This window comes from Allobosea sp. NPDC003192, assembly GCF_050275675.1.
Lineage (GTDB): Bacteria > Pseudomonadota > Alphaproteobacteria > Rhizobiales > Beijerinckiaceae > Allobosea.
In genome coordinates, this window is record NZ_JBNNPK010000019.1 from 1 (window position 1) to 13,920 (window position 13,920).

Sequence of the window (13,920 nt, forward strand, 5' to 3'; positions counted from 1 at the left end):
CAGCCGGTCGAGGATGGCGCACGTACGCTGATCGCGACGCTCGCCGTGGCCGAAGCGGCCGCCAGCGGCAAGCAGATCGACCTGCGCGAGCGCTACGCGATCTGCTGAGCCTGCCAAGGCTTCGGGACCCGGCGTCGCGGACACCGACGTGTCATGCGCTCGCGAACTGGCGATGAAGCTCCGCCACGGCTTCGTCGAGCGCATCTGCGATCAGAGCTTCCGCCCGCAGGTTGTAGCGAACCGCGGGAAGGGCCACGTTGAGGGAGCCGAGCGCTTCGCCGTCCTCGGCTAGCACTACCTTCGCCAGCCCGGCGATCCCCGGCGTGAATTCCTCGAGCGAATAGGCGATCCCCTCCCGCCGGATCTTGTCGAGTTGCCGGCACAGCTCGGCCGAGGAGGACAGCGTATTGGCCGTGATCGGCTCGAAACTCACGCCTGCCAGATACTCGTCCCGCCAGTCCTGCGGCATATGGGCCAGGATGATCTTGCCGCCGAAGGTCGCATAGAGCGGCGCCAGATCCCCGAGCCGCATATGGGAGACCAGCCGCTGCGAAGAGCTGCATCGACCAGAAGCCCGGCATCCCTGGGCGCCGCCTGCCGCAGCAGGTCATGCGCGCTGTCGAGATCGGCGATCGTCGCATAGGGGATGAATTCAAGCATCGGTCGCAGGCCGCGGGCGTTTGCGTGCAGGCACAGGCGCCCGAAATTATTGCCGCGCCGAGCGGCTGCTGAGTCTGGCCGGGCGCCTGGCAGCAAGAGAGCCCATGCCTCGGCTGGTCCATCTCGCCGCCGTGTCGCGGGCCGACTGGGTCGCCACGGCCTTCGAAGCACTGCACCGCGCCGGGCAGCGGGCACCCGAGCTCGTCCCTGTCCCGATGAGCGATCTCGGCTCCCCGGTCATCCGGCCCCATTCAGTGCCCACGACTCCAGCCTGGCGGCGAAGCTCTCCGGCGGGGAACTCGATTGGCGCCTCGCGGCCATGCAGGCCGAAACCTTCGCCGGCCGCCCCGTATCGACCTAGGATTACCGGCGGATAGGGTCCTGATCAGGCCGGGCACGCCCCGGATTTACCGGAACGCGACGACGCCACGATCCGCAGCCATTCGACGCAACCGCTCAAGGCCACGCGGTCATCGAGAAGAAGATGCGCGTCGAAATCCGCCATGAACGGGGCCATCCGGCCCTTGGCGCGGAAGGCGTCGCGAAACGTATCGGTGCCCACGATCAAGGGAGCCAGGGCCCGGCAGACGCCCCCATAGAGATAGATGCCGCCATGCGGCAGAAAGGTCAGCGCAAGGTCGCCCGCGACCCGTCCGAGCAGGCGCAGGAAGAGATGAGCGGCCGCGACCGCCTGCTCGTCGGCTCCCGCGACTGCGGCCGTGCTGATCTCGGCGCTCGTCCCGGCCTCGCACGGCTGGCCGTCGCGGTCGCAGACGAAGGCATAGATCTCGCGCAGGCCGTTGCCGGACAGCGCGCGCTCGACTGAAGCGCGACCGCGGCCGGCCGCCAGCGCCGCCTGGAGCACGCGTTCCTCCTCGCCCTCGATCGCCAGCGTTGTGTGGCCGCATTCGGCAGCTGCGACATGGGGAGCGGCGCCGAAGGCTGGCCAGTAGCAGGCGGCAGCGTTGAAGCCGGTGCCGGCACCCAGGACCATGCGGGTGGCCCTCGCCGGCCGTGGCGTGGCCGACGCGAGCACCGTCTGAGCGGCCAGCCGCTGGGGCGCGATGAGGGCATATCCCAGGGCCTCAAAATCGTTCAGGAAACCAATGAAGGGCGCTCCGGTCAGCGCCCGCATCCCGGTCCGGCCGATGGTCCAGTCGCGGTTCGTCAATTGCGCAGCGTCCGCCGTCGGGGCCGCTGCGAGTGCAATGCAGCAGGCATCGAGGCGACGCTGCCCGAGCCGTTCCAGATAGGTTTCGACCACGGCTTCATAGCTATCGAAATCGTCGTTGGCGAAGCTGTCCAGGCTCGTGGGCACGAGCTGGCCGTCCTCGACGAGACCCAGCCTGGTATTGGTGCCGCCGATATCGGAGACCAGCGCGGTCATCGGATCGCGCTCACTGCCTCACCGCGCGCGTCGCGCATCCGGCTCGCCATGGCGTTGCTCGCCTCTCTCTGCTCAGGAGCTGATCGGCTCGGCCCGACCGGAGCGCACCGAACGATAGGCTGCATCGATCATCGCGAAGGCCTGGCGGCCGTCATCGAGCGTGACGGGCATGGACCCGCCCTCCTTCAGGGCTTTGACGAAGGCCCAGGCGACGTGCTCGTGGAAGACACCGGTCTTGAAATGCGGCACCGTCGGCAACGAGGCCCAGTTGCCGCCGCCCGGCTCGCGGCGGAACACCCTGAGGAATTCGCTCTCGCGCGTCGGGCGCGAGGCGATGTCGACGCCGCCGAGCAGGATGGTGCCTTCCGTGCCGTAGATCTCGATCGAGGTATCGGCGGCGGCGAAAGCCCAGCTCGTCGTGACCTCGGCGATCATCCCGTTCTCGTAACGGAAGACCGCTGCGGCGGTGTCCTCCACCGGCAGGCCGAAGGTGTCGGAGGAGGTCGTCGCATAAGCGCTCTCCGGCATCCCGAACAGCCAGTGCAGGAAATCAGCGGCGTGAACGCCCTCGTCGAGCAAGGTGCCACCGCCCGATTGCGCGGGATCGACGAACCAGCCTTTGCGGAAATTCGGATCGAAGCCGTGGCTGTGCCCATGCCGGATGCGCACCATTGTGATGCGACCGACAACGCCATCGCGCAGCAGATCGGCGATCTCGTGGTTCACCGGGTCGAAGCGCTTGGGAAAACTCTGCATGAAGCGGATGCCGGTCTCCCCGACGATCGCGGCGATGGCGTCGCACTGCTCCATGGTGGCGCCAAGCGGCTTCTCGCAGAGAACCGGCAACCCCCTCTCGGCAGCGGCATGGACAAGCTCGGGATGGTTCACGGTTTCCGAGCAGATCGCGACGGCATCGCTGCCGGCGAGCAGCTGCGTCAGATCAGCGACGGCGTCGATGCCATGCTGTCTCGCGAAGGCCTCCAGACGCGCGGGATAGACATCGAAGGCGCCCGCGACCGTGACGCCCTCGCTCGCCAGGAAGGCCTTCGTCCAGAAATTGGCGTGGTAATGGGCGACCCCCAGGATCGCGATCCGCAGGCTCATTTCGGGTCCAGTTCTGCTGTGGGCGCGGCCGGCACACGCCGCCCGATCCGCGCCGCCTGATAGACCGCCTCGGCGACCTCGACCGAGCGCAAGCCGGCCTCGGCGGTACCATCAGCCGGCGCGAGGCCGCGCACGACGTCGAGCCAGTGGCGGTGATGGGCTTGCCCGAGCGGCGCATCGACCAGCGGCGGGGTGACCCAGGCCTTCTCGCCGGTGAGATCCGGCGCGAAGATCGCGGCCGACCCCCGTTCCGTGCGCAGGAAAACCGTGCCGGCATCGCTGTAGAGTTCGAGCCGGAAGCGGTCGCAGCCGGCCCGCTCGGTATAGCTCATCTCATGGCTGGCGATCGCACCGTCCGCCAGACCGTAGGTCGCGGCGACCGTATCCTCCAGCTCGGTGCGGACCATCCGGTCATCGGCCAGCCGCCGCTCCGGTCGCGCGGTCCGCGCCCGCGCCGCGACGTCGTCGATCTCGCCGAAGAGATGGCGGCAGAGGTCGATCCCATGCACGCCGAGCTGCATCACGACCCCGCCCGAAACCTCGCCGGGCCGGAAGAACCAGTCGGCCCAGTCGGCGCCGGGCGTGGCATTGCGCAGCCGCAGCGAATGAACCCTGCCGAGCCTGCCGCTTGCCAGCAGCTCGCGCAGCCAGAGCACCTCCGGAAAGTAGCGGTGCATGAAGCTGACGCTGAGCGGCGCCGAAACCTCCACCGAAGCCGCGAGGATCGCACGACATTGCCCGCTGTCGAGCGCCATCGGCTTTTGCAGCAGCACGGCCTTGCCGGCGGCGAGCGCGTCGATGGCGATCCGTTCATGGGTGCTATCGGGCGACGCGATGACGACGGCGTCGATCGCGGGGTCATCGAGCACCGCCCGGTAATCGGTCTCGACGCGGGCGATGCCGAGCGCGGCAGCGCGCGCCTCAGTCGTTTCACGCCGCCGGCCAACGAGCGCCGCGATCTCGACCCCATCAGCGGCCCTGAGGCCGCCGACATGATAGTCGGCGATGAAGCCCGCGCCGATCAGCGCCACGCAGACCTTGTCTGATGGGGAGCGGCTCATGATGCCTCGCACAAGGACGCTGGTTCAGGAGAGTTGGGCGAGGCGGCCGCCAGGAGAAGGCCGCCCCATCCGGTGATCAGGGCTTCCATCGCCCCTCGATCGCGACCAGAGCCGGATCCACCGCCTTCAGCGGGGCCGTGTAGGTATAGGTCAGCACGTCCATGGGCTGGCCCGGGATGCGGTTGGTCGCCTTCAGGAAGCCGACGATCGCCGCCATGTCGTCGACATAGGCCTGATCCACCTTCGAGCCGAAGCTGTAGTCCGCCAGCAGCGCCTCGTTCATCTCGACCGGCTGCTTCTGAGCGTCGGAGAAGATCTTGATGACCTCGGCCTTGTTGGCGGGATCGGCGACATAGGCCTGGGCCTTGAGCAGCACCTTGACCAGGGCATTCGCCGCATTCGGGTTCTTGCGCACCCAGTCCTGCGAGGCGACCCAGATGGTGCGGTTGTTGGAGACGGGCGCGGCCTCGCCCTTGTTCTTGGCGAAATAGCTGGTCGTGCCGCTATGGACGATCCTGGCGCCCTGCTCCTTGACGGCGCGGTACGGGAAGGGCTCCCAGAACACCATGCCCTGGATCTCGTTGCTGGCCATCGCTGCCATCGCTTCCGGCGGCCCGAGGTTGACGGTCTTGATCTTGCTCGCATCCAGTCCGTAGCGCTTGGCGACATTGTCGAGCAGCGCGCCGGAGGTCGAGCTGACCAAGAGGCCGAGCTTGACCTTGTAGAGGTCCTCGGGGTTCTCGACGCCGGCATCCTTGCGGACGACGATCTTCTCCAGGCCGTGGCTGACGGCATTGGTGCCGAGGATCACCACCGGCACGCCGTTATGCGCCATTGAGACCGGCGGCAGGTTGCCGGGCGTCCAGAGCTGGATCTGGTCGGCGAGCAGGGCCTCGCCAGCAAGATTGCCCGAGGCGAAGGTCTTGAACTCGACGGTCTTGAAGCCGGCCTCGATGAACCAGCCCTTCTCCTTCGCGACGATATGGACGAGGAAGGGCAGGTCGGGCCCGATGCTGATCGAGAGCTTGTCGGTTTCGATCTTCTGCGCCGCCGCCGGCAGCAGGCCGGCCAGGGTCAGCAGACCGGCGAACGCCGCGGTCCGCAAATACCTAGGAAATGCCGTCATTCGAACCTCCCCTTTTTTGGTTGGATAGTCGCCTCTAGCTGCCATGCCAGCGGCCGACCCAGTGCCGGATCGCCACGCCGATGGCCGCGTCGGTCAGGAGATTGAGGGCACCGATCAAGAGGATGCCGACGATGATGACGCCGACCGAGCCGCCGGCATTGCGCTCGGCGATGATCATGTAGCCGAGGCCCCTGTCGGCCGCGATCAGCTCGGCGGCGACCAGCACGCCGAAGCTCAGGCCCCAGCCGATGCGCAGGCCCGTCGCCAGATCGGGCGCGGCCGCGGGGATCGCGACGCGCAGCAGCAGCCGCACGCCCGAAAGGCCCATGGTCTGGCCGGCGCGCAGCAGCATCGGGTCGACGCCGCGCATGCCCTGATAGGCGGCGGTGACGACCGGAAAGAAGGCGCCGAGGAAGATGATGAAGAATTTCGAAGGTTCGCCGAGGCCGAACCAGATGATCGCCAGCGGGATCCAGGCGAGCGGTGGGATCGGCCGCAGCAGCTCGACCAGCGGGCTCACCAGTAGGCCGAAGCGGCGATACCAGCCGGCGAGGACGCCGACCACGATGCCCGCGAGCGCTCCGAGGGCAAAGCCGGAGAAGACCCGGGCCAGGCTCCAGGACAGGTTCTCGCCAAGCTGGCGCGCCGTCACCCGCTCGGTAGCTGCGGCGATGGCAAGCGAGGGGCTCGGGAATACTGCTGGGTCGATCGCGCCCGTACGCACCGCTGCTTCCCAGAGCAGGATCACCGCCAGCGTGCCGATGACACCGAGCGCGATATCATTGCTGCGGAGGGCGCCCGCGCTCATCGCCGCACCTGATCGAGATTGCCGGCCCACGGCATCAGCAGCCGTTCGAGCCCGGCGAGGCCACTGGAGATCAGGAAGCCGAGCAAGCCGATCACCAGCATGCCGACGATGGTGATCTCGCTGCGATAGAAGGTGCGGGCTTCCATGATCAGGGCGCCCAGGCCCTGGATCGTGCCGATCATCTCGGCGCCAACGATGACCATGAAGCCGACGCCGAGCGCCATGCGGGCGCCGGCGAAGATGCGCGGCAGCGCCGCGGGCAGCACGACCTCGCCATAGAGTTCCGGACCCTGCAGGCCGAAGGAGCGCGCCGCCCTCACCAGCACGGGATCGACGTAGCGGACGCCGGCGATCACGTTGGACAGCATGGTCCAGAAGCAGCCATAGCCGATCAGCACAACCTTGGTCAGCTCGCCCGCCCCGAACCAGACGATGACGAGCGGCAGCAGGCTCAGCGTCGCGACCGAGCGGCAGAACACGATCAGCGGGGCGCTCAGCTTGTCGAGCACCGGCATGGCGCCGATCAGCAGGCCGAGCGGCACGGCGAGCAGGATCGCCGCGACATAGCCCTGCAGCACGCGCCAGATCGTCACGCCCGTATGGGTCCAGAGCGAGACGCCAGTGGGAAAGCCGGTCAGCGACAATTCGACGAAGCCGCGGGCGATCTTGCTCGGGGGCGGGAACTGATAGGCCTTGAGCAGGCCATGGCCGACGGCGAGCTCCCAGGCCGCGAGCAGCACGGCGATGACCGCGAGCGAGCTGGCAGCGCGGGCGAGCCGGGCGCTCATGACGACAGCTCGCTCCAGATCTCGTCATAGAGCGCGTTGAAGGCCGGCTCGGTGCGCGAACGCGGGCGCGGCATCGGCACCTCGAAGATCCGCTGGATCCGCCCGGGATTGGGCGCGAGCAGCACGATCCGGTCAGACAGCATCAGCGCTTCGTCGATCGAATGGGTAACGAAGACCACGGTCTTGCGCCTGACTTGCCAGATGCGCAGCAGCTCCTGCTGCAATTCGATGCGGGTCAGTTCGTCGAGGGCGCCGAAGGGCTCATCCATCAGCAGGATCTGCGGATCGAGCGCGAGCGCCCGGGCGATCGAGACGCGCTGCTGCATGCCGCCCGACATCTCGCGCGGATATTTGTTCGCCGCCGCCTCCAGCCCGACGAGGCGCAGCAGTTCGAGGCTGCGTTCCCGGCGCTCCTCGCTTGGCAGGCCGGCCTTGCGGAAGCCGAAGGAGACATTGCCAAGGGCGGTGAGCCAGGGGAACAGCGCATGTTGCTGGAAGACGACGCCCTGGCCCTGACCGGGGCCGGTCACCGGCCGATCGCCGATCGCGATCCGGCCGGAGGTCGCGGCGTCGAGGCCGGCGATGATGTTGAGCAGAGTGGTCTTGCCGCAGCCGCTGCGGCCGATCAGGGAGACGAACTCGTTCTCGGCGATGTCGAGGTTGATGCTGTCGAGGACCGTGAGCTCGCCGCCCTGGCGCGCGGCGAAGGACTTGTGCACGGCCTCGATCCGGATGAAGGGCGGCCGGGCCGAGCGGCGCGCCTGCGGCGTCGCGTCCGGCTCGCGCATCGAGACATTGCCGGAACGGCTCATCGACACTCCTCCCCCGGCCTTTGGACCGGCCTTGAGGTCAGGCTAATGCAAGAGGACAAATTGTAAAGTGCAATTTGTATTTCAGCGCATATAATGCCGGCAGCGAGTCGAAGCCGGCATCTGCGGTTGCAGCGCGCTGGTGGCGATTGTATGCGGCCAAGGCACGTCGCCGGCGCCGCATCGGGAGGCTGTCGAGAGGGACCCATGCGCAACGGCTCGGCGAATATCGTCCTGAGGACGCTCTACGACATGATCGAGCGGCTCGACGACGGAGCCCGCCTGCCCACCGTGCGGGACCTGATGAAGAAGCATCAGGTCAGCCAGGCGACCGTCCAGGAAGCGCTCGACCATCTCAAGAGCGAAGGCCTGCTCGTCTCGCAGGTCGGACGCGGCACCTATGTCACCCGCGGCGGAGCGATGCGGGCCGACGGGAGCGGCAGCCGGACCGGGCTCGACAGCCTTCTCATCCTGTCGAATGCCAGCATGAACGAGCGCTGCGCGCTGGTGCAGAACTACATCGTCGAGGAGATGTCGCGGCAGGACGCCAAGGTCGTGCAGATCTCCTACCACCACACCGAGCATCTGCTCGAGATCCTCAACTCGATCCCGAATTTCGACGCGGTCGTGCTGCAATCGCATTACGAGAGCATTCCCATCCGCCTGCTGCACCTGCTGCAGCAGAAAGCGAAGGCGCTGGTCGTCGACGGCCATACCGTCTCAGGCGTCGATATCGACCGCATCGGCACCGACTGGGAGGACGCGCTGGAAATGGCGCTGCGCCAGCTCGTCGATCTCGGCCACCATTCCTTCGGCCTCATCTCGATCAACACCATGGCCCAGCCGATCCTGGCGGCACGCCGCGCCTTCGGCCGCCATGCAGCGATCGAGCGGGGCCGCTTCAGCTTCCATCCACCGATCGTGCTCGAACAGGTCCAGCACCCCAGCCACAGCGTGCTCGACGCCGTCGCCGATACTCTGACGCCGCTCTTGTCTGGCGATGGCAGGCTGCCGTTCACGGCGCTGCTGACGCTCGGCATCTCCGATACGCTGGGCGTCACCCAGGGCCTGCAGCGGCTCGGCATCGACTGGCCGAACGATCTGAGCGTGGTGGTGCTCGGCCATCGCGACGTCCCGAGCGAGCATCTCGGCGTCATGACCATCGCGGGCAGCTCGCAGCGCAAGGCGGCCGAAAAGCTGGTGGAGACCATCCGGCGGCGGATCGAGCAGCCGCAGCTCTCGCCGCAGATCGTCTACCTGCATTGCGACCAGGTCGTGCGCGGCAGCACGGCGCAGCCGAAGCGGTCCTGACGAGATCGCGTCAGAGGTACATTGCAATATATATTAGACCGCGCTAGCGTGCCCGCCATAAAGACCAATAAGCGGGCGGAAACGGCATGCTTGGCGAGCGTCTCCCGGAAAGGCTGTCACCCCTGGCCTCGAAGGCAGGGGTCCGACCCTTCTACGGCGACCTGCACAATCATTGCGGCATGTCTTACGGCCATGGCAGCCTCCAACAGGCACTGAAACGGGCGCGCCGGCAGCTCGATTTCGTCTCGGTCACCGGCCATGCCTATTGGCCGGACATGCCGGTCGACGACCCGAGCGTCGCCCATATCGTCGACTTCCACGTCAAGGGCTTCGCCCGGCTGGACAGGCTCTGGCCGGGGCACTTCGCCACGCTCGCCGCAGCCGACGAGCCGGGCCGGTTCACGGTTTTCCCCGGCTACGAGATCCATTCCTTCGCCCATGGCGACTACACGATCGTCTATCGCGATCTGACACCGCGCCCGATCCTCAAGGCGGACACTCCGGCGGAGCTGAAGTCGATGCTGCAGGCCGAGGCCGGCGCGGGCGCCTTCGCCTTCCCGCACCATATCGGCTACCGGCTCGGCGCGCGCGGCATCAACTGGGCCTCGCTCGATCCGGAGCTATCGCCGGTGCTGGAGATCATCTCCATGCATGGCTGCTCCGAAACCTCGCTGATGGACCGGCCCTTCCTGCATTCGATGGGGCCAAGCGACGGCCATTCGACCGTGCGGCACGGCCTCAATCTCGGCCACCGCTTCGGCTTCCTCGGCAATACCGACCATCATAGCGGCTATCCCGGCTCCTATGGCCATGGCCGCTCCGTAGTCTATGCCGGGAGCAATGATCGCGGCGCGCTCTGGGACGCGATCATGCAGCGGCGCACCGGCGCACTGACCGGCGATAACGCCCATCTCTTCTTCACGCTCGGCGGGGCGAGGCCCGGCAGCGAGGTCGAGGCCGGCGCGGACCCCATTCTCCACCTCGAAGCCGTCGCGCCGGGGCATATCGACTATATCGACGTCATCCGGAACGGCGCGCTGGTGCGGCGCGTCGTGCCGGAGATCGCGGCCTCGCCGATCGGCGCCGATGGCGCAGAACTGGAGACGATCCTCGTCCTGGAACTGGGCTGGGGCTCGCGCGGCAAGCAACACCATTGGACCGGCTCGCTACGGGTCGAAGATGGCGAAATCCTCTCGGTCGAACCGCGCCTGCGCGGCAACGAAGTCGTCTCGCCACTCGAAGGCGACGCCGACGGGCAGGACGAGGACGAGGTCGCGCTCGACGGAAACCGGATCGGCTTCACGATCACCGCATCGTCGAACCCGAACAACATGACGCCCGCCATGCAGGCGATCGCGGCGCGCGTGCGGCTCGGCAGCGATGCCCGCTTCGTGCTCGACGCCAACGGCCAGCGTTTCGAGGTCACCGCGGCACGCCTGATGGAAGGGGCGCTGGCGGGCAATCTCGGCCCGATCGACAGCCCGGCCTTCAGGCTTTTCCCGCTGCCCCGTCCGCATCAATGGCAATGGCAGGGCCGGATCGCGCTCGAACCGCTGCGGTCCGGCGACTGGGTCTATGTCCGCATGCGCCAGGCCAACGGCCAATGGGCCTGGGCCAGCCCGGCATTCTGCCGCTGAGGGCGCGCGAATGCGGGAAGACAGTTAGCTGACGGCAGACTGACGTGGAACGGTTTCGCAGGGAGGATGACATGAGCTTCGACTTTCGCTTGCCGCGACGCGATCTCCTGAAGGGGATGGGCGCCACCAGCCTCGGCGCCGCACTTGGCACCGGCGGCATCCGGCCGCTCCACGCCAAGGGCCAGGCCCCGATCACCATCGTCGTGAACCAGTCGCCCTGGTTCGCCAGCTTCCGCCGCACGGTCGAGGCCTATGAGGCGGCGACCGGCAACAAGGTCGAGCTCGACGTCAATCCCTTTGCCGGCTCGCTTGAGAAGCAGCGCAACTCGGTCCGCGCGCAGCGCGGCCAGTACGACATCCTGATCATGAACTCGGGCTGGTTCACCGAGATGTATGCCGGCGGCTTCCTCGATGCGATCACCGACATCGACCCCGGCTTCAAGCTCGACCCCGAGATCTACACGCTCGGCGACACCATCTACTACAACGCCCAGAAGAAGACGGTGACGGCCGACGGCAAGCTGATGTCGCTGCCGGTCTCGCCGCTGATCCCGCTGCTCTATTATCGCGGCGACCTCTACAAGCAGGCCGGGCTGTCGGCGCCGAAGACCTTCGCGGAACTGGAGGCGAATGCGGCCAAGTTCCACAAGCCCCCTGGCATGTACGGCATCGTCCAGCGCGGCGCGCGCGGGCCCCACACCGTCGCCTACGACTTCTACCCCTATCTCTACGGTTTCGGTGGCGGCATCTTCAAGGACCAGTCGGCCGGCGATTACTCGGTGACGCTGAATTCGCCGGAAGGGCGCGCGGCGCTCGACTACTACATCCGCCTGGCCCGCACCGTCGGCCACCCCAAGACGGCCGCTTCCGACCAGGCCGAGGTGATCCAGGCGATGGTGACCGGCCATGCCGCGCATATCATGATGGTGATCGCCGCCTGGTCGCAGATGGACGATCCCAACAAGTCGGCCGTCGTCGACAAGATCGAGTTCGCGCCGCCGCCCTCGCAGCCAGGGCTGCCGACCGCTCCGGGCCTCGGGCACTGGCTCGCCGGCATCTCGCGGAACGTGCCGGACGATCGCAAGCGCGCCGCGGTCGAATTCCTGCACTGGTTCCAGACCAAGGACGCCCAGATGGAGACGGCGAAGGCCGGCGGCATCCCGGTGCATGCCGCCGTCTACAAGGATCCGATCGCGCAGGAGCGCAAGTTCCGCTGGATGAAGCCGCTGGCGGAGGCGCTGCCGCACGCGGTCAACATCTACCAGTTCCCCGAGGCCAACGACGTCATCGCCGTGCTCGAAATCGGGCTCAACCGGGCCGTGGCCGGCGAGATCACCAGCGTCGACGCCCTCAACGGCATGTCCGCCGAGATCCACAAGATCATGGAGAAGTACTCCTACAAGACCGGCGGGCTCCAGCCGCTCAAGTGACGTCCGGGTGGCGAGGGGAACGGGGCATGGCGGGAGCTGTGGCAAAGGGCGGTGCGCGGGCCATCGACCGGCAAATGGAGAATGCCGACCAGCGTCTCTGGCGCTGGCTGACGCTCGCTCCCGCTTTGGTGATGCTACTGGCGCTCAGCATCGTCCCGCTCTTCGGGCTGGTCCTCACCAGCTTCCAGAACATCGCTTGGGTCGAGGGCCGGGCGGTGCGCAGCTGGGCCGGGCTCGATCACTACCGCGCTTTGTTCAGCGATGCCCTGTTCGGCGCCGGCCTCTGGAACACCGGCCTGTTCGCGCTCGGCGCGGTGACCGGGCAGATGCTGCTCGGCTTCGCGCTGGCGCTGCTGGTCAGCAGGGTCAGCCGCGCCCGCGTCCTCTACCGGACCATCTTCATCCTGCCGATCCTGATCCCCGGCATCGTCATCGGCGCCATCTGGAAGCTGATGCTCAACTATGATTTTGGGTTGGCCAACCAGATCCTCGGCCTCGTCGGGCTGGGACCGGTCGACTGGCTCGGCAATGGCCAGATCGCCCTGCTCTCGGTGATCATGGTCGATATCTGGCACTGGACGCCGTTCTGCTTCCTGCTCTTCCTGGCAGGGCTGGAGTCGCTGCCGCAGGACGTCTACGAGGCCACCAAGATCGACGGCGCCAGCGCCTGGCAGGAATTGCTCTACGTCACCCTGCCATTGATGGTGCCGACCATCATCGTCACCTTCGCCTTCCGCCTCGTCCTCGCCTTCAAGGTCTTCGACGAGGTCTATCTCTTGACCAAGGGCGGGCCTGGCACCGCGACGGAGGTCATCAGCTTCACGCTCTACCAGCGCTTCTTCACCGAGGATAAGGCGGGCTACGGCTCGGCGATGTCCGTGACCGTGATCTTCCTGGTCTGCCTGCTGCTCGTGCTGGCGCTGTCGGCGCGCCGGCGCTCGGAGGGCCGGGCATGAGCGGCAGGGCGAATGCGTCCTCGGGCTGGCCGATCCACGCCGCCCTCCTCGTCAGCGCGGCGATCGTGCTGCTCCCGGTGATCTGGACCGTCACCGCGGGCTTTCGAACCCAGATTTCGCTGCTGATGGGCGAGGTCACCTTCTCGCCGGTGCTGTTCAATTTCCACGAGGTGCTGTTCTCCAAGACCTCGGAATTCCTGGTCAATTACCGCAACTCGATCGTCGTCGGCGTCGCCAGCACCCTGCTCTGCGTCGGCGCGGCGACGCTGGCCGCCTTCTCGCTCAACCGGACGCGCTGGCGCCGCTGGGTCGTGCAGGTCTTCCTTGCCTGGACGCTGGTCTTCCACATGATCCCGCCGGTAGCACTCGCCAGCGCCTGGTTCACCATGCTGCGGACCGTCGGCCTGGAGAACAGCTTCACCGGCCTGATCCTGGCGCATGCGACCCTCAACCTGCCGATGGCGATCTGGCTGATGAGCGTCTTCGTGCGCGAGGTGCCGAAGGAACTGGAAGAGGCCGCGCTGATGGACGGGGCGACCACGCCGGTCCTGCTTTGGAACGTCATACTGCCGGTCATCGCGCCCGGCCTCGCCGCAACCTCCGTCCTGACCTTCGTCTTCTCCTGGAACGAGTTCGCGGTCTCGCTGGCGCTGAGCATGAAGCAGACCGCGACCGTCCCTGTCGCGATCGCCAAATTCGCCCAGGAATTCGAGATCCAGTACACGCAGATGGCGGCCAGCGCCGGCCTTGCCATGCTGCCGGCCCTGATCGTGATGCTCTTCGCCCAACGCTACATCGTCAAAGGCCTCACCCAGGGCGCCGTGAAATAGCGCCCTGTCAGCA

At 67.1% G+C, this 13,920-nt stretch carries 13 protein-coding genes and 1 pseudogene; 6 read left to right on the forward strand and 8 right to left on the reverse strand.

Annotated features, from left to right (window positions below; genetic code table 11):
• Positions 1 to 151: 151 nt before the first annotated feature.
• Positions 152 to 547: pseudogene (locus tag ACQKLX_RS22385) on the reverse strand (IclR family transcriptional regulator domain-containing protein); the annotation flags it as partial.
• 62 nt (positions 548 to 609) lie between these two features.
• Between ACQKLX_RS22385 and ACQKLX_RS22390 the strand changes: the two are divergent.
• Entirely contained in the window at positions 610 to 732 is a 123-nt protein-coding gene (locus tag ACQKLX_RS22390; protein WP_427363766.1) for a hypothetical protein, read from the forward strand.
• A 313-nt stretch (positions 733 to 1,045) separates the two neighbouring features.
• On the opposite strand, the gene ACQKLX_RS22395 is transcribed toward ACQKLX_RS22390, so the two are convergent.
• The 7 genes from ACQKLX_RS22395 to ACQKLX_RS22425 form a co-directional block, all read right to left on the reverse strand.
• Positions 1,046 to 2,047, reverse strand: coding sequence for a glucokinase (locus ACQKLX_RS22395; protein WP_427363767.1), 1,002 nt, complete (start codon positions 2,045 to 2,047; stop codon positions 1,046 to 1,048).
• A 72-nt stretch (positions 2,048 to 2,119) separates the two neighbouring features.
• Positions 2,120 to 3,151 (reverse strand): Gfo/Idh/MocA family protein, encoded by a 1,032-nt coding sequence (locus ACQKLX_RS22400; RefSeq protein WP_427363768.1) that lies wholly within the window; start codon positions 3,149 to 3,151, stop codon positions 2,120 to 2,122.
• Entirely contained in the window at positions 3,148 to 4,212 is a 1,065-nt protein-coding gene (locus tag ACQKLX_RS22405; RefSeq protein WP_427363769.1) for a Gfo/Idh/MocA family protein, read from the reverse strand. Before ACQKLX_RS22405 ends, ACQKLX_RS22400 begins: the two co-directional genes overlap by 4 nt.
• Before the next feature lie 76 nt (positions 4,213 to 4,288).
• Positions 4,289 to 5,338 carry an ABC transporter substrate-binding protein gene (locus tag ACQKLX_RS22410; RefSeq protein WP_427363770.1) on the reverse strand — a complete coding sequence of 350 codons (1,050 nt, stop codon included), beginning with the start codon at positions 5,336 to 5,338 and terminating at the stop codon, positions 4,289 to 4,291.
• Between the two features lie 34 nt (positions 5,339 to 5,372).
• Complete coding sequence (locus ACQKLX_RS22415) at positions 5,373 to 6,146, reverse strand: ABC transporter permease (protein ID WP_427363771.1); 774 nt, start codon at positions 6,144 to 6,146, stop codon at positions 5,373 to 5,375.
• Positions 6,143 to 6,934 carry an ABC transporter permease gene (locus ACQKLX_RS22420; protein WP_427363772.1) on the reverse strand — a complete coding sequence of 264 codons (792 nt, stop codon included), beginning with the start codon at positions 6,932 to 6,934 and terminating at the stop codon, positions 6,143 to 6,145. The genes ACQKLX_RS22415 and ACQKLX_RS22420 overlap by 4 nt, the downstream gene beginning before the upstream one ends.
• A complete protein-coding gene (locus tag ACQKLX_RS22425; RefSeq protein WP_427363773.1) occupies positions 6,931 to 7,746 on the reverse strand; it encodes an ABC transporter ATP-binding protein in 816 nt (271 codons plus the stop codon). The genes ACQKLX_RS22420 and ACQKLX_RS22425 overlap by 4 nt, the downstream gene beginning before the upstream one ends.
• A 204-nt stretch (positions 7,747 to 7,950) precedes the next feature.
• Here ACQKLX_RS22425 and ACQKLX_RS22430 point away from each other — a divergent pair, with 204 nt between their 5' ends.
• The 5 genes from ACQKLX_RS22430 (at position 7,951) to ACQKLX_RS22450 (ending at position 13,907) form a co-directional block, all read left to right on the forward strand.
• On the forward strand, positions 7,951 to 9,054 hold the full coding sequence (locus ACQKLX_RS22430; RefSeq protein ID WP_427363774.1) for a GntR family transcriptional regulator: 1,104 nt from the start codon (positions 7,951 to 7,953) through the stop codon (positions 9,052 to 9,054).
• 86 nt (positions 9,055 to 9,140) lie between these two features.
• The gene (locus ACQKLX_RS22435) at positions 9,141 to 10,691 is read left to right on the forward strand and encodes a CehA/McbA family metallohydrolase domain-containing protein (protein WP_427363775.1); all 1,551 of its coding nucleotides are present in this window, start codon (positions 9,141 to 9,143) and stop codon (positions 10,689 to 10,691) included.
• Between the two features lie 71 nt (positions 10,692 to 10,762).
• Positions 10,763 to 12,121, forward strand: a complete 1,359-nt coding sequence (locus ACQKLX_RS22440) for an extracellular solute-binding protein (protein ID WP_427363776.1) — start codon at positions 10,763 to 10,765, stop codon at positions 12,119 to 12,121.
• A gap of 26 nt (positions 12,122 to 12,147) precedes the next feature.
• Positions 12,148 to 13,077 (forward strand): carbohydrate ABC transporter permease, encoded by a 930-nt coding sequence (locus ACQKLX_RS22445; RefSeq protein WP_427363777.1) that lies wholly within the window; start codon positions 12,148 to 12,150, stop codon positions 13,075 to 13,077.
• Positions 13,074 to 13,907 carry a carbohydrate ABC transporter permease gene (locus ACQKLX_RS22450; protein WP_427363778.1) on the forward strand — a complete coding sequence of 278 codons (834 nt, stop codon included), beginning with the start codon at positions 13,074 to 13,076 and terminating at the stop codon, positions 13,905 to 13,907. Before ACQKLX_RS22445 ends, ACQKLX_RS22450 begins: the two co-directional genes overlap by 4 nt.
• The last annotated feature ends 13 nt before the right edge of the window (positions 13,908 to 13,920 follow it).